Genomic DNA, 21,301 nt, shown 5'->3' with positions numbered 1-21,301 from the left:
CTCAGCCGACGCGGATGTACTCCGGGCCGGAGCCCACGTTGGCGGTGGTCTTCACGGTCTGGTTGCCGTTCCAGCCGCCGTGGATGGCCTGGCCGTTGCCGGCGTAGATGGCCACGTGGGCCACACCGGCGCCGCCGTCGGCGTAGTAGGCGATGTCGCCGGCCTGGGCCTCAGCGGCGGAGACCGGAGTGCCGAGGGACTTGTAGCTGGCGGGCCAGCCGTGGTGGTTGATGCCCACCGCTGCCAGTGCGTTGCTCACCAGGGCGGTGCAGTCCTGGTTGACGCCGATCTGGCCCTCAGCGGCGCTCAGGATGGCCTGGCCCTGGCCGGAAGCCGGGGTGCTGGACGCGGCCTTGGCCTGCTTGGGGGTGGTGCTGGACTGCGTGGTCACCTTGCCGGTGTTGGCGGTGGTGTCGTAGCCGGTCTGAGCGGTGTAGCCGGTCTGAGCGGTGTAGCCGGTCTGAGCGGTGTAGCCGGTCTGGGGGGCGCTGTAGTTGTAGATGGCGTTGCCCTGCTCGGCGGCGGCCTCGGCCTGCAGCGTCTGCTGGGTGGGCTGCGCGGCGTGGCGGCCCTGGGCCGGAGCCGGAGCCGGAGCCTGCTCCGCGACCGGGGTCACGGTCTGGGCGGCGGGAGCCACCTGCGGAGCGGCGGGCGCCTCGACCGGGGTCACCTCGGCGACGGGGGCGGCCTGCACCACGGCGGGCTGGGCCGGAGCCTTGGCGGGCTCGGCCTTCTTGGCGGGAGCCTTCTCAGCCTTCTCGGCCTTGTCAGCCTTGGCGGCCGGCTCGGCGGAGACGGTGTTCTCGGAGGCGGGAGCCTCGGACACGGCGGCGGCGGGAGCCTGCTCGTCGGAAGCGTTCTGCGTGGCCTGCACCGACACGGTGGTGGCGAGAGCCAGACCGGAGAAGGCGGCAACGGCTGCCACGGTGCGAGCCTTGCCCGCGAACAGACCCTTGGCCGACTGAGTGGTGGTTTCGTTCGTCATGCGTGTGGTTTCCTAACACGTTCGTGTCCGCCCAGGGCACGGAGATGTGCGGTGGTCGTCGGGCAGCGCAGTGCTGCCGCAACTCACCGAGGGAGGGCGGGTTGGCGATGTCTTCTGATGTCAGTTCGTGCGAGCACGTGCGCACCGCCCGGGTGCGGGCCAATGCGCCGTGCCGTGTTTCTCACTGGATCGGGGTCTGCGGCGCCCGTGGGCGCCGCAGACCCGCCGGATCAGCGGAAGGTGTAAAAGCCGTCGACCTGCATGGCATTGACAGCGTGGAGCTGGGTGCCTTGCGATTCGTTGAGCGCGGAGATCATCTGGCCGTTGCCGACGTAGATGCCCACGTGCGAGCCGCCGTTCTGGGAGACCAGGTCACCGGGCTGCGGGGTGGAGGTGGGGGTGGCGGCCTCAAACTGGGCCCAGGTGGTGCGGGGGATGCTGATGCCGTTCTGGGCGTACACCGACTGGACGAAGCCGGAGCAGTCCCAGGCCTTGTAGCCGGTGCCGCCCCAGACGTACGCGCCGCCGATGCCGGCGTAGGCATCGCCCACGAGGCCGCCTGCGGCGTGGTTCGACTGCGTGCTCATGCCAGAGCCGGACGCCATGGCATCCGGGGCCGGGGTGGTGTAGGAGGCGTTGTAGGCGCCCAGAGAGGTGTCGGCACTGTAGGACGAGGTGGAGCCCAGCTCCACGATGTCGCTGGACGCCTGAGCGGGCATCGTCATGCCGGCCACGGCCGCGCCGGCCGCGATGGTGGCAACGGTGGTGTTGCGCACCACGTGGGACTGGGTCTCAGCGCGGTGGCGGGCAGAGCTCTGCTTCATGAAAGACATGTGTGTTTTCCTCCCTACGCCTGCGGGGTGAGCTGTCGGGTTCGGATGGGAGACATCCGGCCGCACGAGCCGATGGGCCGTGCCGGCTTGACCCCAAGGATTCGACGGGCTGTGACGAATCCGGGAAGTGGTTCCCCCGCTTCTGCCATGCGGATGTTCTGTGTACGGGATCCCGGGGCGCGTGGCAGAACTCGGCGAGCGCTCGGGAGTGCCGGATCCGACCAGTGATCGGCACGGTCACGACTGTACAGGACAGATCACGGGAATGTCACGTTTTGATTACAACCGATCACGGATCGGGCACTCACGGCTATCAGTCAGCCCATTTGATCACAAAAAGTAAAGCAATCGACAGGGGGTCTTATGGGCTCATTACCAGGGACAACATATCTCTGACCTGCGGAGACAGCCCTGCGGAGCATCGCGCGGCCCGGCACGACGAACCGGTCGCCGTGTGGTTGTCCACACATCGGAAAGATCACGGTCCCGCCCGCGGGCCGGGCTCAGGAGGCGGTCGCGCTCACCCGGATGGCCCGTGCCGTGGCTCCGTCGAGGTCCAGGGAAACCCCCGATGCCACATGGGTCACCACGACTCGCTGCTCGTCACCAGGGTTGATCTCGGCGGTGACACGTGACCCAGTGAGGATGCCGGCGGAGCTGAGCGTCTCGATCAGCTCGGGGTCTGCCTGCACCACCTCGGGCAGCAGTCGCACCCCGTATTGCGCGCCGTCGGCCGCCGTGGCGGCGTCAAGAAGGGTGAGGCCGCCGAACACCTCGAGGGCGTCCCCGTCCCGGCAGGGGATGGGCGTCCCGTACGGGGAGACCTTGGGGTCACCGAGCAGGTCCACGAGCCGGCTCTCCACGCGCTCGCTCATCACGTGCTCCCAGCGGCAGGCCTCCTCGTGCACGTGCGCGAGGTCCAGTCCCACCACGTCCGCGAGCAGCCGCTCGGCCAGGCGGTGCTTGCGCATCACGGACACGGCCGTGTCACGGCCCGCGGGCGTGAGCTGCAGGGAACGGTCCGGCGCCACGGACAGCAGACCGTCGCGCTCCATGCGGGAGACCGTCTGGGACACCGTGGGTCCGGAGTGGTGCAGCCGCTCCACGATGCGGGCCCGCATGGGCGTGATGCCCTCCTCCTCGAGCTCCAGCACCGTGCGCAGATACATCTCGGTGGTGTCGATCAGGTCGCCGCTCATGGTCCGTCCTCGAATTTCTGCGCACCGCGGCGCGCGGGTCAACGGCCCCCGGTGGGGGGTGCACTCCAGCGTGGTGTGAATGATTCAGGATAATTGTAACGAGGCGGGTCTCGTCCCCGCCGTCGTCGTGCGCCGCAGCACCGGCCGGGGCGAGCACAATGGAGCACACCACCGTCCCGCCCTCCAGGAGGACCCACCGTGACCGATCTGCCCGTGATCCCCCCGCACCTGCTTCCCGAGGACGGCCGGTTCGGGGCTGGCCCGTCCCGCGTGCGCCCGGAGCAGCTGGGTGCCCTCGCCCGGGCCGGAACGACGCTGCTGGGAACCTCCCACCGGCAGGCCCCCGTCAAGGACCTCGTGGCCCGGATCCAGGAGCGGCTGGCCGAGTTCCTGGGGCTGCCCGCGGGCTACGAGATCGTGCTGGGGACGGGCGGTGCCAGCGTGTTCTGGGACAGCGCCGCTTTCGGCCTGGTGCGCTCCCGCGCCGAGCACCTGGCCTTCGGCGAGTTCGGCGCCAAGTTCGCGAGCGTCACCGACCGGGCACCGTTCCTGGAACGCTCCGTGGTGCTCGAGGCTCCCGCGGGCTCCCGTCCCGAGGAACCGCGCATCCTGCCGGACGTGGACGTCTACGCATGGCCGCAGAACGAGACCTCCACGGGGGTGGCCATGCCGGTGCGCCGTGTGGTGGCCGACGACGCCCTCACGGTCGTCGACGCGACCTCCGCCGCCGGCGGCATGGCCGTGGAGATCGCCGAGACGGACGTCTACTACTTCTCCCCGCAGAAGAACTTCGGCAGCGACGGCGGAATCTGGTTCGCCGCGTTCTCCCCCGCAGCCCTCGAGCGCGTGGAGCGCCTCTCGGCCTCCGGGCGCTGGGTCCCGGACGTGCTCTCGCTGGCCGCCGCCGTGGAGAACTCCCGCAAGCACCAGACCTACAACACCCCGGCCCTCGCCGGGCTCGTGATGCTGGACGAGCAGCTCGGCTGGCTGCTCGAGCAGGGCGGCATGCCGTGGGCCGCCGCGCGGACCGCCGAGACCTCCGGGCTGGTCTACGACTGGGCCGAGGCCAGCGAGCACGCGCAACCTTTTGTCGCCGATCCCGCGCACCGCTCCCCCGTGGTGTGCACGGTGGACTTCGACGCCGCCGTGGACGCGGCCCGGGTGGCCTCCGTCCTGCGGGCCAACGGTGTGCTGGACGTGGAGCCCTACCGCAAGCTCGGACGCAACCAGCTGCGCATCGCCACCTTCGCGTCCGTTCCCCCCGAGGACGTGCGCGCGCTGCTGCGGTGCATCGACTGGGCCGTGGGCGAACTGGCCTGAGCGCGCGGCGGGCGCCGCGGCGTCGTCGTCCTGCCGCGTTCAGCCCGCCGTGGGCGCCCCGGAGCGGGCGGGGACGTGGCGCCACGCGAACCACGCCCCGATGAGCGCGCCCACGAGACCCGCGAGGACCGCGGAGCCCATGCCCCAGCGTGCTCCGAACGTGTCCGTGAGCCACCCCACCACGGGGGCGCCGATCGGGGTGCCGCCCATGAAGATCGCCATGTAGAGGCTCATCACGCGTCCCCGCATGGCGGGCGCCGTGGTGCTCTGCACGTAGGCGTTGGCCGTGGTCATGATGGTCAGCGAGGACACGCCGCACGGGATCAGCCACACGGCGAACAGCCACAGCGAGGGCGCCGTGGCCGCCCCCAGGCAGGAGACCGCGAACGCCGCGCAGCCGATGAAGATGTAGCGCAGCCGCGCCCGCTCGCGGCGGGCGGAGAGCAGGGCACCGGTCACGGTGCCCAGGGCCAGCATCGAGTTCAGGAGCCCGAATTCCTCCGAGCCGCGCCCGAACTCCGAACCCGCCATGGCCGCGAGGTACACCGCGAAGTTCATGCCGAAGGTGCCGATCATGAAGATCGTGGCCATGACCGCCACGATGTCCGGGCGGTGCGCCACGTAGCCGATGCCCTCCCGGATCTGGCCGCGCCCCCGGCGGGCGCGCGGGGCGGGCCGCAGCCGCCCGGCGTCGATCAGCACGATTGCCCAGATCATGGCGGCGAACGTGAGGGTGTTGAGCACGAACACCCACCCGGTGCCCACGGCCGCCACCAGCACTCCGGCCACCGCGGGGCCGATCAACCGCGCGGAGTTGAACGAGGTGGAGTTCAGGGCCACCGCATTGGACAGGTGGGTGTCCGGGACCATCTCGGAGACGAACGTCTGCCGCACGGGAGCGTCGAACGTGGCCACGACCCCCAGCGCCAGGGCGAAGACGTACACGGTGGACAGCCCCGCGAGGTCGAGCAGCAGCAGCGTTCCCAGCGCCGCGGCGAGCAGCGCCATGATCCCCTGGGTGAGCACCAGGATGCGGCGCCGGTCGTAGCGGTCCGCGAGCACCCCGGCGTACGGCGCCAGGAGCAGCTGCGGGACGAACTGCAGCGCCATGACCACGCCCATGGCGGTGGAGTCGTGATCCGTCAGCTCGTCGAACACCAGCCAGGACTGCGCCGTGCGCTGCATCCACGTGCCGATGTTGGAGACCAGAGCCCCCGTGAACCACAGCCGGTAGTTGCGGATCCGCAGCGATCGGAACATCCCGGTGGCACCCGGTGCCGCCGGTCCCCGCTCCCCCGCGCCGGACCCGCGGCCTAGGATGACGTGCCGCCCTCGGCGGACACCGTGTCCTGCCCGGCCGGGGGATCACCGGCCGCGGACCCCTCGTGGGGCTCGCGCGCGGCGTCGTCGGGACGGTCGGTCTCCGCCTGCTCGGGGCTCGGCTGCTCCGTGCCCTCGTGCTCTGCGCCCTCCTGCTCCGCGTGCAGGGAGTTCATGCGCTCCTCCCACGGGATCCAGGCCGGCGCCAGGAGCGAGCGGGGGCCGGCCAGCAGACCGGACTCGCACACGCTCACGTGCTTGGAACGGGGAGCGCGGGACACGGTGGCGTACCAGGTCCACCCCGGGTACCCCGGGAGCGTGCAGTCGAAGAGGTGCGTGAGCAGACGGTCCTCGTGGACGGTGACACCCACGTGCTCGCCGATGCCGCCGTCCTCGTGGGCGCCCGCCACGACCGCTTCCCGGGCCAGGTCCACGGCCTCCGTGAGGACGGGATCCTGCTTGGGCGTGCGGGTGCGCGGTCCCGAGCGCCGCTTCGCCGCGCCACGGGACGGAGCCGACGACGGTTCCGCACCGCTCTCGGCGGCGGTCACCGCTGCTGCGGACCGGGATGCCGCGGGGGCCTCCCCACGGTCCTGCTGCGGCGGGTCCTGCTCCGTCGAGGCCTCATCCACCGAGAGCTGCCCGGCGGGACTCCGTCCACCCGGGGTCTGGTCGGCAGAGCCCTGCTCGGTGGGGTTCTGGGCAGCGGTGGTCTGCTCCTGCTGGGCCTGCTCGTCCGGGGTCTGCCCGGTGGCCGTCTGCTCGTCCGGGGTCTGCGTGTCCGGGATCTGCTCGGCCGGAGCCGGGGAGCCGGCAGCATCCGCGCGGGCGGTGTCCGTGGTCCGTGCTGTGCGCTCAGACATCGAGCTCATCCGCCACGGTGCGCAGGATGGCCGCGATCTTGTGCCCGTGGGAGCGGTCCGGGTAGCGCCCGCGGCGCAGCCCGTTGGACATCCCGTCCAGAAGGCGGATCAGGTCCTCGGTGAGCACCGCCATTTCCTCCGGCGGCTTGCGGGTGTTGCGGGTGACCGACGGCGGTGCGCTGAGCACGGTGGCGGACAGCGCCTGCGCCCCCCGCTTGCCGTCCGCGATCCCGAAGTCCATGCGGGTGCCGGGCTTCACCGTGGTCACCCCCTGGGGCAGTGCCGACGCGTGGAGGAACACCTCCTGGCCGTCGTCGGTGGCCAGGAAACCGAAACCCTTGTCTGCGTCGAACCACTTGACCTTGCCCGTGGGCACGCGGATCACCTCAGTCTCTCGTCTTCTCGTTGCGGCCACCGCTGCGCGGCGCCTTGCGAACACCACAGTTTATCCCCCGCGAGCTCGACCGCGGCCCCGTTCAACCCAGCGCGTAACCCCGGCTTGCTACCTTGTGGGCATGCCTGAATCCACCGCACCCACCACCGCCGCCGCCGCCGACCACCGCACCGGGGGAGGTCTGCCGGTGCTGCTCGTGGTGGCCCTCGTGCTGGCTGGCGTGAGCGCCCTCTGCCTGATTGCGGTGCTCGTGGCCTCTGCCGCGGGGACGGTGCTGTGGCCCGGGTTCACCTTCATCCCGTCGATCCTCTTCCCCCTGGCGTTCCTGCTGCTGTGCGTGGAGCTCGTGCGGGGCGGTGCACGACGCCGCTCGCACCGCTGAGAGCGCCGCTCGCCGTCGTCCCGGAGCCCCCGTGCCCCCGCCTGCTCACCCCTCCCAGTTTTCCGCGGGCTGCATGACAGCTTCCATCCAGGAAATTCGGAGACACTGAGCGCATGAACACGAAAACCACAGAAGCGAAACTGCTCGTCGTGGACGACGAGCCGAACATCCTCGAGCTGCTCGCCACCTCCCTGCGGTTCGCCGGTTTCGAGGTCGTCACCGCCGCCAATGGCCGCGACGCCCTGCTCAAGGCCGAGGCCGAGGACCCGGACCTCGCCGTGCTGGACGTCATGCTCCCGGACATCGACGGCTTCTCCGTGACCCGCAAGCTGCGCGCGGCCGGGCGGCACTTCCCCATCCTCTTCCTCACGGCCAAGGACGACACCGACGACAAGGTGGCCGGGCTGACCGTGGGCGGCGACGACTACGTCACCAAGCCCTTCAGCCTCGACGAGGTCGTGGCCCGCATCCGCGCCGTGCTGCGCCGGACCCAGCCCCTCGAGGAGGAGGACTCCCGTCTCAAGGTGGACGACCTCGTCCTGGACGACGACGCCCACGAGGTCTTCCGCGACGGGCGCGAGATCGACCTGTCCCCCACGGAGTTCAAGCTGCTGCGCTACCTCATGCTCAACCCCAACCGGGTGCTGTCCAAGGCCCAGATCCTGGACCACGTGTGGGAGTACGACTTCAACGGGGACGCCTCCATCGTGGAGTCCTACATCTCCTACCTGCGCCGCAAGATTGACAACGATTCCGACCAGCCCTCCCTGATCCACACCAAGCGCGGCGTGGGCTACCTGCTGCGCTCCGCGGACAAGCGCCACTGATCCCTTGAACGTGCTCGCCCGGCGGTTCCGCTCCGCGTCCCTGCGCTCGCAGCTCATGGCCCTCACGGGCGTGCTGCTCGCGGTCAGCATCATGGTGACCACGCTGGTGGCGGTCTCGGTGCTGCGGGACTCGCTCGTGACGAGCCTGGACCAGGAGCTGCGGCAGTCCGTTCCCGCGGTGGCGACCGCTCTCACGGGCACCCTCGAGGGTGACGTGAGCTCGCCGGTGCCCACCAACGGGTACCTCCTGGACGCCGAGGGCAACGTGATCGCCACGGCACACGGCGGCGCCCCCACGGCCGAGGACCCGCCGGATCCAGATCTGAGCAGGATGACCCTCGACTACGTGGTGGCCCACGACGGTCAGGCGGAGACCGTGGGGTCCGTGGGCTCGGACGAGGACACGTGGCGGGTGCTGCCCGCCAAGCTCACGATGTTCGACATGTCCGTGGTGGTGGCCGAGCCGATGGCCCGCACGAACGCGATCATCTCGGGCGTGGGCCTGCTGACCTTCAGCTTCGGACTGGCCACCCTGATCGCGGCCATGACCGTGGGGTGGGTCATGGTCACCCGCGCCTTCCAGCCGCTGCGACAGGTGGAGGCCACTGCCGCGCGGATCGCGGACGGCGACCTCTCCCAGCGCATGGAGGGGTACAACCCGCACACCGAGATCGGTCAGCTCTCCGCATCCCTCAACGCGATGCTCGGCCACATCGAGGACGCCTTCGACGCGCGCACCCGGTCCGAGACCAAGCTGCGGCGGTTCGTGGCCGACGCCTCCCACGAGCTGCGCACCCCCCTGGTGTCCATCCGGGGGTACTCCGAGCTCTACCGCCACGGGGCGCTGCAGACGCCCGAGGACGTGGGCAAGGCCATGGACCGGATCGAGTCGGAGTCCAAGCGCATGACGCAGCTCGTGGAGGACCTCCTGACCCTGGCCCGCCTGGACGAGCGCCGGGTGTCCACCATGGGCGCGGTGGACCTGCTGCACCTGGCGTACGACGCCGCCTCGGACGCCCACGCGACCGCTCCCGACCGCACCGTGACGGTGGTGGGCCTGCAGGACTCCTCCCCGGAGGCCGCCTGGGTCCACGGGGACGAGTCCAAGCTGCGCCAGGTGGTGGCCAATCTGCTGACCAACGCCCTGCGCTACACACCGGCGGGCTCGCCGCTGGAGCTCGCCGTGGGTCTCGAACCCGACGTGGACGGCCGGTCCACCTCCGTGCTGCAGGTGCGCGACCACGGGCCGGGCATCCACGGCACGGACGCAGAGCGGGTCTTCGAACGGTTCTACCGGGCGGACTCCTCCCGGACCCGTGAGACCGGGGGCACCGGGCTGGGGCTGTCCATCGTGGCCGCGATCATCGAGCAGCACGACGGCACGGTCCGCCTGGAGCAGACGGACGGCGGAGGAGCCACGTTCACCGTGCGGATCCCGCACACGGAACCTGTGGACAGCCGCGGATCGGACTCCTAGGTCCACCGTCTCCTCGGTCTCGCGTCCCCGCGGACCTCCCCCTCGTAGCGTGACCCGTACCGGCACCCGCCGGTCACCGGCACCTTTTTCCGAGGAGGAACATCATGGCTCACTTCGTGGTGGACAGCGACACCATTGCCGCCAAGTCCCAGCAGGCACACGGGCACATCGAACGGCTCAGCGCGGAGGTCAACGGCATGACCGCCACGCTCACGGATCTGCAGGGCACCTGGACGGGCACCGCCTCCGCGAGCTTCCAGGAGGCCCTGAGCTCGTGGCGCTCGGCGCAGGCCCAGATGGAGCAGGCCGTCGCGCAGATCAACCAGGCCCTCGCGACCGCCGGAACGCAGTACGCGGAGACGGAGGCCGCCAACGCCCGGATGTTCTCCTCGTGAGTCCAGCTCAGTCCTCCGCCGTGACCTGGTGGAAGCGCAGGAGCCAGGGGCCCATGTCGTTGTGCTGGTCCTCGCGCACCCACACGGAGCTGCGACGGGTCACGCGCGAGGGCTCCTCGAGCCGGTAGCTCACGTGGTAGGCATCCGCACCGAGGGCGGTCACCCGCACCTCACCGGGGGTGCCCTCCGCCACGGCCCGGGACGGGAACTGCGCCACCGGCACCACGGCACCGCCCGCGTCGATGCACTGCAGGTCGGGGTGCAGCAGTGCGGTGGCGTGCTCCGCGGCGTGGGGCGACGCCGCCGCACGGGGTGAGGCCCCGGCGGTCTCGTGCGCCGCCCCGGGCGGGGTGCACACCGCCGCGCGCTCCCGTTGCACGGCATCCACCACGAACTGCTCCGACCACCCTTCCGCTCTAACCCCGGCGGACTCCTGGGTCCCGCTCGGCGGCGACGCGGCCTCCAGCTCGGAGAAGAGATCCGGCTGGCTGACCATGCCGTCCCCCGGTGCCGCAGACGGTCGTCCGGCACGTGTGCCGCCACCGGCGGCAGCGTGCCCCGGGGCCGCGGGGCGGGACGTACCACCCTCGGCGGAGGGCGGGGCCGTCGCAGCGCTGGACGCGGGTGCAACGGCGTCTGCGGCGGGCACGGGTGCGGCCGCACCGGACGCGGGTGCGGCGGCGTCGGTGACGGAGGGCTCGGCCCCGGACGCGTGACGAGAGGCGGGGGTGGCATCCTCGTCCCGGAAGCCCGGACCCACCGGCATGTCCTCGGGGGCGGTGCGCGCCTGGTACGCCGTGGCCATCGCCCGGGCACGCACGTCAGCGGCCTCGTTGAGCTCGTGACCGGCGTGGCCCTTGACCCACTCGAAAGTGACCGAGCGGCCGGACAGTTCCCGGTCCAGGGCCTTCATGATGTCCACGTTCAGCACGGGCTTGCCGTCCCGCTTCTTCCAGCCCTTCTTCTTCCAGCCCGGCATCCACTTGGTGATCGAGTTGATCACGTACTGGCTGTCGCAGTAGACCGTGAGCGGTTCGTCCCGCCGGTGGCGCGTGCACTCGAGCAGGTCCAGCACGGCGGTGAGCTCGCCCATGTTGTTGGTGCCGTGCGCCCAGCCGCCCGCACGCCACGACGTGGGGTCGATGTACCAGGCCCAGCCGGCCGGCCCCGGGTTGCCGAGCGCTGAACCGTCCGCGGAAGCAATGATCGTCATGCACCCATCCTCCCAAAGCGTGCCGACACGCGGAACGCCACGGCGCCTTGCCGCCCCACCCGGACGCGGAAGGACCCCGGACACGACGTGCGCGTCCGGGGTCCTTCACGGGTCTCACCCGCAGAACGGGTGGGAGTCCACTCGGTGGAGTGGAATCACATCATGCCGCCCATGCCGCCCATGGGATCGGCACCCGCGCCCGCACCGGCGGCCTCGGGCTCCGGCTTGTCCGCCACCACGGCCTCCGTGGTGAGGAACAGCCCGGCGATGGACGCCGCGTTCTGCAGAGCGGAACGGGTCACCTTGACGGGGTCGTTGATGCCCGCGGCCATGAGGTCCTCGTACTCGCCGGTGGCGGCGTTGAGGCCCCAGCCGGTCTCGAGCCCGCGCACCTTGTCGACCACCACGCCGGGCTCCATGCCGGCGTTGAGGGCGATCTGCTTGAGCGGGGCGTCGATGGCGACCTTGACGATGTTCGCGCCCGTGGCCTCGTCACCCGAGAGGTTCAGGGAGTCGAACACCTTGGCACCGGCCTGGATGAGGGCCACGCCACCGCCGGCGACGATGCCCTCCTCCACGGCCGCCTTGGCGTTGCGCACGGCGTCCTCGATGCGGTGCTTGCGCTCCTTGAGCTCCACCTCGGTGGCCGCGCCGGCCTTGAGCACTGCCACACCGCCGGCCAGCTTGGCCAGGCGCTCCTGCAGCTTCTCGCGGTCGTAGTCGGAGTCGGAGTTGTTGATCTCCGCGCGGATCTGCGCCACGCGGCCCTCGATCTCCTCCTGGGTGCCGGCGCCGTCCACGATGGTGGTCTCGTCCTTGGTGACGACGACCTTGCGGGCCTGGCCCAGCAGGTCGATCGTGGCGGACTCGAGCGACAGCCCCACCTCTTCGGTGATGACCTGGCCGCCGGTGAGGATCGCGATGTCCGCGAGCTGCGCCTTGCGGCGGTCGCCGAAGCCGGGAGCCTTGACGGCCACGGACTTCACAGCGCCGCGCATCTTGTTCAGCACCAGCATGGCCAAGGCCTCGCCGTCCACGTCCTCGGCGATGATCAGCAGCGGCTTGCCGGCCTGCATGACCTTCTCCAGCACGGGGACCAGGTCCTTCACGGCGGAGATCTTGGAGTTCACGATGAGGATGTAGGGATCCTCCAGGACGGCCTCCTGGCGGTCCGCGTCCGTGACGAAGTAGCCGGAGAGGTAGCCCTTGTCGAAGCGCATGCCCTCGGTCAGCTCGAGGTCCAGCCCGAAGGTGTTGGACTCCTCGACGGTGATGACGCCTTCCTTGCCGACCTTCTCCATGGCCTCGGCGATCAGCTTGCCGATCTCGGGGTCAGCGGCGGAGATGGACGCGGTGGCGGCGATCTCCTCCTCGGTCTCGATCTCCTTGGCGGAGGACAGCAGCTGCTCGGTCACGGAGGCCACGGCCTTCTCGATGCCGCGCTTGAGGGACAGCGGGTCCGCACCGGCGGCCACGTTGCGCAGGCCTTCCTTCACGAGGGCCTGGGCCAGCACGGTGGCCGTGGTGGTGCCGTCACCGGCGACGTCGTCGGTCTTCTTGGCGACCTCCTTCACGAGCTCGGCGCCGATCTTCTCATACGGCTCCTCCAGCTCGATCTCCTTGGCGATGGAGACACCGTCGTTGGTGATGGTGGGGGCGCCCCAGGACTTCTCCAGGACCACGTTGCGGCCGCGGGGGCCGAGCGTGACCTTGACGGCGTCCGCGAGGGTGTTGAGACCCTTCTCGAGGCCGCGGCGTGCTTCTTCATCGAATGCGATCATCTTTGCCATGTGATTCGTCCCTCCTGGACGGTCGACAAACGAGACTGGTCACGATGCCCGCGACGGACGGCGCTCGCACCGCGGTCCTCACCGCGCCGCGACCACCTCACCGTGATGTGGTTTCCACTCGTGCGCCGAGGCGGTGCCACCGGACCCGGTTAGCAGTCCACCCGACTGAGTGCTAATCCCATAGTGGCACTGCCGCGCGCGGAACCGCAAACGCCCTGCGCGTGGTGGGCTCAGGTTTCATTGCCGGCTGAACGCCGGACGGCTCAGACGTGCTCGACGCCGCCCGGGGCCGGTGCGCGCAGGCCCGCCGTGGCGGCGTCGGCGAGCACGGGCGAAGCGGTGGTCACGGCGACCGGGGACACCGCAACGCTCCCGAGGGACTGCGCCTCCTGGGCCGTGCGGGGCGCGTTGACGAAGCACACGGCACCGAGCACGAGGGCGAGCACGCCCGAGACGAGGACCGTGCGGAACTGTCGCGTGGAGCCCTCACGGGCGCGGGGGTTGTGGCCGCGGTGCGCGCCCTGGCGCGCGCCGTCCTCGGGAACGTCGTCGAACTCGTCGCGGGGGTGTTCGCTCATGGTCTCGCTCTCCTGGGCCCGGCTCGCGCACCGCGCGGTGCTCCGGGCGCAACGCTGTCAGTGGCCACTATCGCACGGCCGACCGGGTGCCCGCTCGGAGGTCTGCCCGCGTCCGGGGACACGCGCCCGGTGTCCACGAGCGGTCAGCGCGAGCGCGCCCGGCGCAGCCTGGAGATCAGCATCGGCGCGTGGCGCGCTGCGGCCTCGGAGGAGATCAGGGCGTTCAGACGCTGGTAGTAGTTCACCGGGCTCAGTCCCAGCCGCGAGCGGATCGCGGACTCCTTGGCGCCGCGGTACTTCCAGTGCTCGGACTCGAGCTCCAGAACGGCCCGGTCCAGCTCGTCGAGCTCCTCCCCCGTGGTAGACATGGCGTCAACCCTAGCGCGCGGGGACTGCGCCGCGCGCGACGCACCGCACCAGGAGGCCACTCGTGAGCACCCCGCGCCCGCTGTCCGAGATCATGCACCCGGAGTGGGCCGCCGCACTCCAGCCCGTGGAGCCCCGGATCCGGGAGATGGGCGAGTTCCTGCGGGCCGAGCACGCCGCGGGGCGGCACACCCTGCCGGCCGGGGAGAACATCTTCCGCGCGTTCCGGGAGCCGCTGTCCGCGGTGAAGGTGCTGATCGTGGGCCAGGACCCCTACCCCACGCCCGGCCACGCCATGGGGCTCTCGTTCTCGGTGGCGCCGGATGTCCGCCCGGTCCCCCGGTCCCTGCAGAACATCTACAAGGAGCTGCGGTCCGACCTGGGCATCGAGGCGCCCCCGCACGGGGACCTCTCCTCGTGGGCGGGTCAAGGAGTCATGCTGCTCAACAGGGTGCTCACGGTGCAGGCGGGCTCGGCGGCGTCGCACCGGGGCAAGGGCTGGGAGGCGGTCACCGAGTGCGCGGTCCGGGCACTCGGTGACCGCCAGCAGCCCCTCGTGGCCGTCCTGTGGGGCCGGGACGCCCGCACCACCAAGGACTGGCTGGGCGGGGCACCCACGGTGGAGTCGGCGCACCCCTCACCGCTGTCCGCGTCCCGAGGGTTCTTCGGCTCCCGCCCCTTCTCGCGCGTCAACGACCTGCTGCGGGAGCAGGGGGCGGAGCCCGTCTCGTGGGAGCTGCCGGGTTAGGGTCCCCTACGCTGGGGCCATGCCACGGATTCCAGCGCCCGCGGACCGCAAGCCCCAGATCAACCTCAGCGTGCTCGAGCGCACCCGTCTCGCGCCCGCCATGGTGCGCGTGGTGTGCCGCATCGACAACCCCGAGGACTTCCGGGACATCGCACCGCCCAAGAAGTACGTCAAGCTGCTCTTCTTCTCCCCGCAGACGCTCGCGGCCACCGCTCCCGGTGAGCTGCCGGACTACTGGGCGGTCCGGGAGAGCGCGCCACCGCACGAGCAGCCGGTGTCCCGCCACCTGACCCTGCGCCGGGTGGACCTGTCCACGGCCACACTGTGGATCGACGTGGCCCTGCACGGCGGCGAGGGCCACGCCGGCCCGTGGGCCGCGTCCGCCCAGCCCGGTGACCGGATCGTGGCCCTGGGCCCGGGCGGGAAGTGGGCTCCGGACCCCGCCGCCTCATGGAGCATCTTCGCGGGGGACGACGCCGCCGTTCCCGCCGTGCTCGCGAACCTCGAGGCCCTGCCGGGCACCGCGCGCGGTGAGGCGGTTCTGGAGGTCCAGGACGCCTCCCACGAGCTCGACCTCTCGGACACGGCCGTACCCGAGGGCGTGCGGGTGCGGTGGGTGCACCGGGCGGACGAGCGCCCGGGTGAGCGGGCGCTCGTCGTCGGCCTGTCGGAGGCCGCGTGGCCCGGGGACCTCACGGGCGTGCAGGCGTTCGTGCACGGCGAGCGCGAGGCCATGAAGGCCGCCCGTCGGGAGCTGTTCGACGTCCGGGGACTCGACCGCGCACAGGTGTCGCTGTCCGGCTACTGGGCGCGGGGGCGCACCGAGGACGTGTTCCAGGCGGAGAAGAAGCTGCCCGTGGGCAAGATCCTCTGAGGTCCGCGCGCGCCGTCAGCGGCGGCGGTTGCGCCGCTGCGAGAGGTGCTGCATCTGCTCGATGAACGGGCGCATGAGGTACTTGGCCAGCACCACGCCGGCGGCCAGCAGCACGATCGAGGCCATGGCGTTGACCAGCTCGTTGATGCCCTGGCCCGGGGCCTCGGTCTGCACCGTCATGGCGTACATCCCGCGGAACAGGGTGAGCCCCGGCAGCAGGAACGTCATGGCCGGGATCGCGAGCACGGCCTGGGGAATCTTGGAGCGGGCGGCCAGCAGGGCGGCCACGCACCCGCTGGCCACCGCCCCCACGCCCGTGGCGATCCGGCTGCCGGCGTCCACGAGTCCCACGCCGTGGTACAGCAGCAGCCCCGCGAGGGCCGCGGCCACGGCCGGGGGGATGTGCCGCGGTTTGACCTGCATGGACACCGCGATCAGGGCGGTGGAGACGAGCATGAACGCGATGTTCGTCAGCTTGCCCGTGGGGGTGAAGCTCGACTGGGAGATGTCGATGGGAGGCACCCCGAGCACGTTCACGGTCAGGGACACCCCCAGGGCAATGCCCGCGACGATGCCTAGGAATGCCATGGCCGTGGAGAGCAGCCGCCCCGCCGCGGTCACCGGGAAGCCGTTGATGGCGTCCTGCATGGTGGAGACCATGCGCGTGGTGGGCAGCAGCATGATCAGACCGCCCGCGATCACCGTGGGCGGCGACAGCGGCACACCGAGGGCGGAGACCACGATGGCCACGAGCGTGACCACGAAGGCGTTGGCGGCGAGTGTGAAGAACTCAGGGATCCGCCACGCGCTGAGCTTGGCGGTGACCATCTGCACCACGGCGGCCGAGGCCACGGCCACCGACGCCCCCACCCAGGACGCCCCGAGGGCCAGCGCCAGGGTTCCGGCCACGAGCACGGTCGCGGCCGTGACCATCCAGCGGGCGTAGGGCTTGGGGCGCGCATTGATCTCCGCGAGCTCCCGCTCCGCCCTGCGCAGCGGCATCTCGCCCTCGATGATGCGGATCACGAGCTGGTGGGTGTCCGCCAGGCCCGAGTAGTTGTCCGTCCACGAGCGCACCACGCGCATCACGGTGTGGCTGGAGGTCGCGGAGTCCCCCCAGGGGTCCTCCCCCGTCCGGGTGGTCCCCGAGCCGCGGATCTCCCCGGTGGTGCCGGGGGTGCCCGCGAACGAGGATGCGTTCTCCCCGGCCTCCCTCTCGGCCACCGTGGTGGCCGGTGTGAGCCCCGCGGCCGCGAGCTGGCCCGTGGCGGTGGTCTCGGCCACGTAGTTGATGGTCACGGACTGGTTGGTGATGTCCACCTCGAGGTTCTCCACCCCGTAGGTGGCGCACACCGCGATGATGGCGTTCTCCACGTCCAGGGCGTCCGCCCCGTAGTGGAACATGGTCTCCGCGAGGCGCAGGGCGAAGTTCAGGGTCCGCCGGGCCTGCCGGTCGGAGCCGTCGCCGAACTTGCGCAGGTGACGGAACGGCGTGGAGGTGAGACGGTCCACCACGCGCATGGGAGCCGTGGGGGCGGCGTCGCCCTGAACGAGCGAGCGGAACAGGGACCGGGAGGCCTTCGGGGGGTCCACCCGGGCGGCCGGGTACACGGCCCGGGGGATCGCGGTGGTGGCCGGGGCGATCTCGTGCTCGACCGTCTCCGGGCGCTCCACGGGCGAGGCCGCCGGGGTGCTGCTGCGTCGGGACGTGGTGCCGATCGGCTCGGTGAGCGCGGCGGGGACCCCGCCGCGGTGTCCCTGCCCCGCGCGGTCCGCGGCGATCTGTCCGGGGGTGAGCACGGGCAGGGCGGAGACCCGGGTGGATCCGGCGGTGGCCGACTGACCCGTCCGCAGGGTTCGCGGCCCGGCGGTGCGGGGGGCCGCGGCGTGCGGGTCCGTGTGCGGGTGCGCGGCGGCGCGCGCACGGGCCTGGGCCGCCTGTTCCTCCGTGGGGCGCGGCATGGGATGCGCACGACGGCGCGGAGCGGTGGAACGCACGGCCTCCCGCAGCGCCGTGTCACCGCCCGGGCCGAAGGGCTGGTCGTCGGCCGAGGGGCGGGCCGTGGCCTCCCCCGAGGACGGGTACCCCTGGTGCGCCAGGTGCCTCAACTGCTCGTTCACGCTCACGTCGGATGACCCTTCCCTGCCGCCGCGGGCACTGCTCAGATCTGGTGTGGTGGCTGGTGCGGGCCTCGGCTCTCAGGCCGGGACGCGGTGGACCCGCCGGGTGTCGCGGCGGGGTGGACGGTCAGTAGAACGGCTGCCCCGTGCGGCGCACCCACAGCTGACGCTGGACCTTCTCCGCCACGTTGGTCCAGACAGCGTATTTCGCGCGGCTGAGCGGCTGGTCCCAGACGCCTGCGTAGTCCACGACAGTTTTCGTGAAGCTCGTCTTGAACAGACCCAGGCCGTAGTAGTGGTGCTCCTTGTTCTTGAGCTGGTCCGAGGGCGGTGTGCCGCAGAAGTCGTACTGCGTGATCCCGTGGTCCCGCTTCAGGTCCGTGATCGCGCTCCACTGCACCAGGTGGGAGTCCCCGTACTGCTTGCGGCGGGGCTTGGAGCCGCCGTCCTTGTACGTTCCCTTGGAGCCGTACGCGATCACGTAGGCACCCACGGAGGGCTTGCCGTCCTCGTAGGTGAAGTACAGGCGTCCCTGGCCGCGCTCGGCGAAGTTCGTCCAGAACGCCCGGTAGTACTCGTAGGAGCGCAGGTTCACGTGCGCGTGGCCCTGGCCCACGGAGTCCATGAGGGTGTACATGGCGCGCATGTTCTCCTCGGTGAGCGGAACCTGCGCCACCTCGCAGCCCTCGCGGGTGGCGCGGCGCACGGCGTTGCGGCCGCGGGAGTGCAGGGACTTCAGCAGGGCCTTCTCGTCCATGTCCGTGTCCAGCACCGCGGTGGAGTCGTTCGGCTGGATCTCGAAGGACTCCACCAGCCCGCAGCGCGCGAGCACCCCGGCGGCGTAGTCCGAGGCCACGATCTCGGGCTCGTACTTGATCGCGAACACGCCCTTGGCCGCGCCGGCCACGAAGCGCTCGTTGGCGGCCACGATGCCCGGCATGTCGTCCACGGACTCCACGTCCGGGCCCTTGATCATGTACCAGAGCCTGCCGAGAGCAGGGACCTTCTTCTCGAGCACCAGGTTGTAGCTCGCCCGCGAGCCGTCCGAGGGTTCGTAGACCACGTGCCGGGGCGTCCACCCGTGGTCCTTCTTGACCTCCGCGAAGGCCTCCGACTGCAGCAGGTTGCCGCCCGCCGGGTTGGCCGTCACGTGGGAGTCCCACTCGGCGATCTCCTGGGCGGTGGCAAATCGTGCCGTGAATTCTCGCAAGGCTCTCTCAATCCTTCGACCGCGGGTCGTGCTCGGACGGTGGGCGACGCCGCGCGGCGACGCCGTCCCACATGATATCCCTCCGCGCTCAGGCCATCCCGGGGTTGCGGCTGCGGGAGTCGTCACGCGGATCCACGTTGTCTGGCTCGGGAACCGGGTCCCGCGTGGTGTGCTGGGCGCCCGCCGTGGTCCCGGGCTCGCCCTCCGGGCGCTTGCCGGTCCCCGCCGGGGAGCCGTTCTCCCGGGAGCCCCCGGCAACGGGGGCTCCGGAGGGGGACGACGCCGCCGCGGGGCGCCCGTCCGGGAAGCGCACGCCGGCGGCGCCGCCCGCGTACCTGCGGTCCGCCTCGGGGATCACGCCGGCCGGGGTCAGCGGCCCGCGGTCGTGGAACACGTACTTGCCGGGGTGGCCCGCGGAGAAGCGGTCCGGGTCCGCGTAGTCCCAGTCCTCACCCCAGCCGCCCTCGACGCCCCCGAACAGCTCACCGGGGCGCAGCCACTGGTAGAGGGTCTCGTAGGACGTGGACTGGGTGGCCGTGACCTTGCGGCGCAGCATCTCCCGGGTGAGCTCCTCGGGGTGCTCGCAGCCCATGGTGGAGATCATCTGCCCCGCCTCCGCCACCGTCAGGCGGTGGTAGCGCTCCACGCGCTCGCCCTTGTCCGTCACGTCCAGGGCACGGTAGAGCCTGGGATCCTGGGTGGTGACCCCCACGGGGCACTTGTTGGTGTGGCAGGCCTGGGCCTGGATGCACCCGACCGCCATCATCATGGCACGGGCGCTCATGCAGAAGTCCGCGCCCTGGATGATGTGGCGCACGATGTCGTGGCCCGAGGTGATCTTCCCGGCGCACCCGAGCTTGATGCGCTCCCGCAGACCGGAGCCCACGAGCGCGTTGTGCATGAGGATCAGGCCCTCCACGAGCGGCGTGCCCACGTGGTCCTGGTACTCCAGCGGGGCGGCTCCGGTGCCGCCCTCACCGCCGTCCACGATGATGAAGTCCGGGCTCACCCCCTCCTCGATCATGGCCTTGCAGATGGCGAGGATCTCCACGCGCGAGCCCACGCACAGCTTGAACCCGATGGGCTTGCCGCCGGAGAGCTCCCGCAGCCGCGCCACGAACCGGATCAGCTCGCGCGGGGTGGTGAACGCCGAGTGGCTGGCCGGGGAGATGCAGGTCTGCCCCTCGGGCACGCCGCGGGCCGCCGCGATCTCCGCGGTGACCTTGGAGCCGGGGAGCACACCTCCCAGACCGGGCTTGGCGCCCTGGGAGAGCTTGATGTTGATGGCCTTGACCTGCGGCAGGCGGGACTTCTCCCGGAAGACCTCCGGGTCGAAGTTCCCGTGCTCGTCCCGGGTGCCGAAGTACCCGGAGCCGAACTCCCAGATGAGGTCGGCGCCGTGCGCCAGGTGGTACTCCGTGAGGCCGCCCTCACCGGTCTCCTGCGCGAACCCGCCCAGGGCCGCACCCTTGTTCATGGCCAGCACGGCGTTCTTGGACAGGGAGCCGAAGCTCATGGCGGAGATGTTCAGCAGCGAGGCGTCGTAGGGCTGGAGGCAGTCCGGGCCGCCCAGCCGCACGCGGTGCTCGTCCTCGGGCGCGGGTTTGGGAGCCACCGACTGCACGAAGTACTCGTAGCCGGGCTCGTTGACGTTCAGCTCGGTGCCGAACGCCTTGTCCCCCTTGAAGCCCTTGGCCCGGGAGTACACGAGCGAGCGCTGGTCGCGGTCGAAGGGCTTGCCGTCGTAGTTGCGCTCGATGAAGTACTGCTGGATCTCCGGACGGATCTTCTCCAGGAAGAACCGCATGTGACCCAGCACGGGGAAGTTGCGCAGCACCGAGTGCTTGCGCTGCGTGGCGTCGCGCACGGCCACGAGCAGCAGGAGGAGGAAGGCGATGGCGGGGAACCACCATCCCCAGGGACCGAGAACTGCCGCGAGGACCGTGGCGAGGGTGGCCACGGCGAGGCCGGCGAGGATCAGATGACGCACCATGGGGACACCGTACCCCGCGCGTCCGGAGCCCGGCCCGAGGCGTGCGGGCATGACACCGGTGCACCGGATCCGCGGAGGAATCCGGTGCACCGGGGGGAGTGTCAGTCGGCGTCGAGGTCCGTCTCGATGATGCCCGCGAGGTGCTCGAGGGCCTCCTCGGCTCCCTCGCCCTCGGCGGCGAGGACCACGCGATCGCCGTGGGCGGCGCCCAGGGACATGAGGGACAGCACCGAGGAAGCGTCCATGCCCTCTTCGGCATCCTCGCCCTCGGCGCGGATGGTGATCTCCAGGTTCTCGTACTCCCCGGCCGCTTCCGCGAAGATCGCGGCGGGTCGGGCGTGCAGCCCCACGCTGGAGGCCACGGTGGCAGTGCGTTCTGACATGTCAGCTCCTAGTCGTTGTCTTGCGGATGG

At 71.0% G+C, this 21,301-nt stretch carries 21 protein-coding genes and 1 riboswitch; of the genes, 7 read left to right on the top strand and 14 right to left on the bottom strand.

Translation table 11 applies throughout. The features are described 5' to 3' along the window. Position 1: 1 nt before the first annotated feature. From P8S73_RS10050 to P8S73_RS10040, 3 genes are all read right to left on the bottom strand, one after another. Positions 2-985: a C40 family peptidase gene (locus P8S73_RS10050; RefSeq protein WP_135010397.1), complete on the bottom strand. Its 984-nt coding sequence runs from the start codon at positions 983-985 to the stop codon at positions 2-4. A gap of 230 nt (positions 986-1,215) precedes the next feature. Then, entirely contained in the window at positions 1,216-1,818 is a 603-nt protein-coding gene (locus P8S73_RS10045; RefSeq protein WP_135010399.1) for a C40 family peptidase, read from the bottom strand. A gap of 5 nt (positions 1,819-1,823) precedes the next feature. Beyond that, positions 1,824-2,008: riboswitch (cyclic di-AMP (ydaO/yuaA leader) on the bottom strand. Between the two features lie 313 nt (positions 2,009-2,321). Then, on the bottom strand, positions 2,322-3,017 hold the full coding sequence (locus P8S73_RS10040; protein WP_019310239.1) for a metal-dependent transcriptional regulator: 696 nt from the start codon (positions 3,015-3,017) through the stop codon (positions 2,322-2,324). 198 nt (positions 3,018-3,215) lie between these two features. Between P8S73_RS10040 and serC the strand changes: the two genes are divergently transcribed. Next, on the top strand, positions 3,216-4,337 hold the full coding sequence (gene serC / locus P8S73_RS10035; protein ID WP_059280809.1) for a phosphoserine transaminase: 1,122 nt from the start codon (positions 3,216-3,218) through the stop codon (positions 4,335-4,337). A gap of 39 nt (positions 4,338-4,376) precedes the next feature. On the opposite strand, the gene P8S73_RS10030 is transcribed toward serC, so the two are convergent. From P8S73_RS10030 to P8S73_RS10020, 3 genes are read right to left on the bottom strand one after another with little or no spacing between them, the layout of a single operon-like run. Further along, positions 4,377-5,597, bottom strand: coding sequence for an MFS transporter (locus P8S73_RS10030; RefSeq protein ID WP_047978762.1), 1,221 nt, complete (start codon positions 5,595-5,597; stop codon positions 4,377-4,379). Between the two features lie 53 nt (positions 5,598-5,650). Continuing rightward, positions 5,651-6,520, bottom strand: a complete 870-nt coding sequence (locus P8S73_RS10025; RefSeq protein WP_396350366.1) for a DUF3027 domain-containing protein — start codon at positions 6,518-6,520, stop codon at positions 5,651-5,653. Next, on the bottom strand, positions 6,513-6,896 hold the full coding sequence (locus tag P8S73_RS10020) for a cold-shock protein (RefSeq protein WP_029603266.1): 384 nt from the start codon (positions 6,894-6,896) through the stop codon (positions 6,513-6,515). Before P8S73_RS10020 ends, P8S73_RS10025 begins: the two co-directional genes overlap by 8 nt. A gap of 139 nt (positions 6,897-7,035) precedes the next feature. Between P8S73_RS10020 and P8S73_RS10015 the strand changes: the two genes are divergently transcribed. The 4 genes from P8S73_RS10015 to P8S73_RS10000 all read left to right on the top strand — a co-directional run bounded on the left by P8S73_RS10015 (position 7,036) and on the right by P8S73_RS10000 (position 9,995). Continuing rightward, entirely contained in the window at positions 7,036-7,296 is a 261-nt protein-coding gene (locus tag P8S73_RS10015) for a hypothetical protein (RefSeq protein ID WP_070636148.1), read from the top strand. 113 nt (positions 7,297-7,409) lie between these two features. Next, entirely contained in the window at positions 7,410-8,123 is a 714-nt protein-coding gene (locus P8S73_RS10010; protein WP_135010409.1) for a response regulator transcription factor, read from the top strand. Between the two features lie 4 nt (positions 8,124-8,127). After that, the gene (locus tag P8S73_RS10005; RefSeq protein WP_187162194.1) at positions 8,128-9,600 is read left to right on the top strand and encodes a HAMP domain-containing sensor histidine kinase; all 1,473 of its coding nucleotides are present in this window, start codon (positions 8,128-8,130) and stop codon (positions 9,598-9,600) included. A gap of 104 nt (positions 9,601-9,704) precedes the next feature. Next, positions 9,705-9,995 carry a WXG100 family type VII secretion target gene (locus P8S73_RS10000; RefSeq protein WP_019310247.1) on the top strand — a complete coding sequence of 97 codons (291 nt, stop codon included), beginning with the start codon at positions 9,705-9,707 and terminating at the stop codon, positions 9,993-9,995. Positions 9,996-10,002: 7 nt separating this feature from the next. Here the strand turns inward: P8S73_RS10000 and P8S73_RS09995 are convergent, their stop codons facing one another. The 4 genes from P8S73_RS09995 to P8S73_RS09980 all read right to left on the bottom strand — a co-directional run bounded on the left by P8S73_RS09995 (position 10,003) and on the right by P8S73_RS09980 (position 13,944). Beyond that, on the bottom strand, positions 10,003-11,208 hold the full coding sequence (locus tag P8S73_RS09995) for an RNase H family protein (RefSeq protein ID WP_102613770.1): 1,206 nt from the start codon (positions 11,206-11,208) through the stop codon (positions 10,003-10,005). 155 nt (positions 11,209-11,363) lie between these two features. Continuing rightward, entirely contained in the window at positions 11,364-12,998 is a 1,635-nt protein-coding gene (groL, locus tag P8S73_RS09990) for a chaperonin GroEL (RefSeq protein ID WP_012398905.1), read from the bottom strand. 263 nt (positions 12,999-13,261) lie between these two features. Then, positions 13,262-13,576 carry a hypothetical protein gene (locus P8S73_RS09985; RefSeq protein WP_121566513.1) on the bottom strand — a complete coding sequence of 105 codons (315 nt, stop codon included), beginning with the start codon at positions 13,574-13,576 and terminating at the stop codon, positions 13,262-13,264. Between the two features lie 143 nt (positions 13,577-13,719). After that, positions 13,720-13,944 (bottom strand): DUF3263 domain-containing protein, encoded by a 225-nt coding sequence (locus P8S73_RS09980; RefSeq protein ID WP_019310251.1) that lies wholly within the window; start codon positions 13,942-13,944, stop codon positions 13,720-13,722. Positions 13,945-14,006: 62 nt separating this feature from the next. Here P8S73_RS09980 and P8S73_RS09975 point away from each other — a divergent pair, with 62 nt between their 5' ends. After that, positions 14,007-14,690, top strand: coding sequence for a uracil-DNA glycosylase (locus P8S73_RS09975; RefSeq protein WP_121566514.1), 684 nt, complete (start codon positions 14,007-14,009; stop codon positions 14,688-14,690). Positions 14,691-14,709: 19 nt separating this feature from the next. Further along, positions 14,710-15,564, top strand: coding sequence for a siderophore-interacting protein (locus tag P8S73_RS09970; RefSeq protein ID WP_121566515.1), 855 nt, complete (start codon positions 14,710-14,712; stop codon positions 15,562-15,564). A 15-nt stretch (positions 15,565-15,579) separates the two neighbouring features. Here the strand turns inward: P8S73_RS09970 and P8S73_RS09965 are convergent, their stop codons facing one another. The 4 genes from P8S73_RS09965 to P8S73_RS09950 form a co-directional block, all read right to left on the bottom strand. Then, positions 15,580-17,691 (bottom strand): threonine/serine exporter ThrE family protein, encoded by a 2,112-nt coding sequence (locus P8S73_RS09965; RefSeq protein WP_019310254.1) that lies wholly within the window; start codon positions 17,689-17,691, stop codon positions 15,580-15,582. A gap of 121 nt (positions 17,692-17,812) precedes the next feature. After that, positions 17,813-18,895, bottom strand: a complete 1,083-nt coding sequence (locus tag P8S73_RS09960; RefSeq protein WP_121241917.1) for a peptidoglycan bridge formation glycyltransferase FemA/FemB family protein — start codon at positions 18,893-18,895, stop codon at positions 17,813-17,815. A gap of 88 nt (positions 18,896-18,983) precedes the next feature. Next, positions 18,984-20,888 (bottom strand): FMN-binding glutamate synthase family protein, encoded by a 1,905-nt coding sequence (locus P8S73_RS09955; protein ID WP_121241919.1) that lies wholly within the window; start codon positions 20,886-20,888, stop codon positions 18,984-18,986. 101 nt (positions 20,889-20,989) lie between these two features. Continuing rightward, on the bottom strand, positions 20,990-21,271 hold the full coding sequence (locus tag P8S73_RS09950) for an HPr family phosphocarrier protein (protein ID WP_121241921.1): 282 nt from the start codon (positions 21,269-21,271) through the stop codon (positions 20,990-20,992). Positions 21,272-21,301 lie beyond the last annotated feature (30 nt).

This window comes from Kocuria sp. ChxB (genome assembly GCF_044359605.1).
Taxonomy (GTDB): domain Bacteria; phylum Actinomycetota; class Actinomycetes; order Actinomycetales; family Micrococcaceae; genus Kocuria; species Kocuria rhizophila.
The sequence above is the reverse complement of the archived record's forward strand: the minus strand, read 5'-3'. Positions and strand labels throughout refer to the sequence as shown.

What these genes read in the sequence shown, in the direction of transcription:
- P8S73_RS10050 (WP_135010397.1), bottom strand. Translation starts at nt 985, where the DNA reads ATGACGAACGAAACCACCACTCAGTCGGCCAAGGGTCTGTTCGCGGGC.
- P8S73_RS10045 (WP_135010399.1), bottom strand. Translation starts at nt 1,818, where the DNA reads ATGTCTTTCATGAAGCAGAGCTCTGCCCGCCACCGCGCTGAGACCCAG.
- P8S73_RS10040 (WP_019310239.1), bottom strand. Translation starts at nt 3,017, where the DNA reads ATGAGCGGCGACCTGATCGACACCACCGAGATGTATCTGCGCACGGTG.
- P8S73_RS10030 (WP_047978762.1), bottom strand. Translation starts at nt 5,597, where the DNA reads ATGTTCCGATCGCTGCGGATCCGCAACTACCGGCTGTGGTTCACGGGG.
- P8S73_RS10025 (WP_396350366.1), bottom strand. Translation starts at nt 6,520, where the DNA reads ATGTCTGAGCGCACAGCACGGACCACGGACACCGCCCGCGCGGATGCT.
- P8S73_RS10015 (WP_070636148.1), top strand. Translation starts at nt 7,036, where the DNA reads ATGCCTGAATCCACCGCACCCACCACCGCCGCCGCCGCCGACCACCGC.
- P8S73_RS10010 (WP_135010409.1), top strand. Translation starts at nt 7,410, where the DNA reads ATGAACACGAAAACCACAGAAGCGAAACTGCTCGTCGTGGACGACGAG.
- P8S73_RS10000 (WP_019310247.1), top strand. Translation starts at nt 9,705, where the DNA reads ATGGCTCACTTCGTGGTGGACAGCGACACCATTGCCGCCAAGTCCCAG.
- P8S73_RS09995 (WP_102613770.1), bottom strand. Translation starts at nt 11,208, where the DNA reads ATGACGATCATTGCTTCCGCGGACGGTTCAGCGCTCGGCAACCCGGGG.
- groL (WP_012398905.1), bottom strand. Translation starts at nt 12,998, where the DNA reads ATGGCAAAGATGATCGCATTCGATGAAGAAGCACGCCGCGGCCTCGAG.
- P8S73_RS09985 (WP_121566513.1), bottom strand. Translation starts at nt 13,576, where the DNA reads ATGAGCGAACACCCCCGCGACGAGTTCGACGACGTTCCCGAGGACGGC.
- P8S73_RS09980 (WP_019310251.1), bottom strand. Translation starts at nt 13,944, where the DNA reads ATGTCTACCACGGGGGAGGAGCTCGACGAGCTGGACCGGGCCGTTCTG.
- P8S73_RS09970 (WP_121566515.1), top strand. Translation starts at nt 14,710, where the DNA reads ATGCCACGGATTCCAGCGCCCGCGGACCGCAAGCCCCAGATCAACCTC.
- P8S73_RS09955 (WP_121241919.1), bottom strand. Translation starts at nt 20,888, where the DNA reads ATGGTGCGTCATCTGATCCTCGCCGGCCTCGCCGTGGCCACCCTCGCC.
- P8S73_RS09950 (WP_121241921.1), bottom strand. Translation starts at nt 21,271, where the DNA reads ATGTCAGAACGCACTGCCACCGTGGCCTCCAGCGTGGGGCTGCACGCC.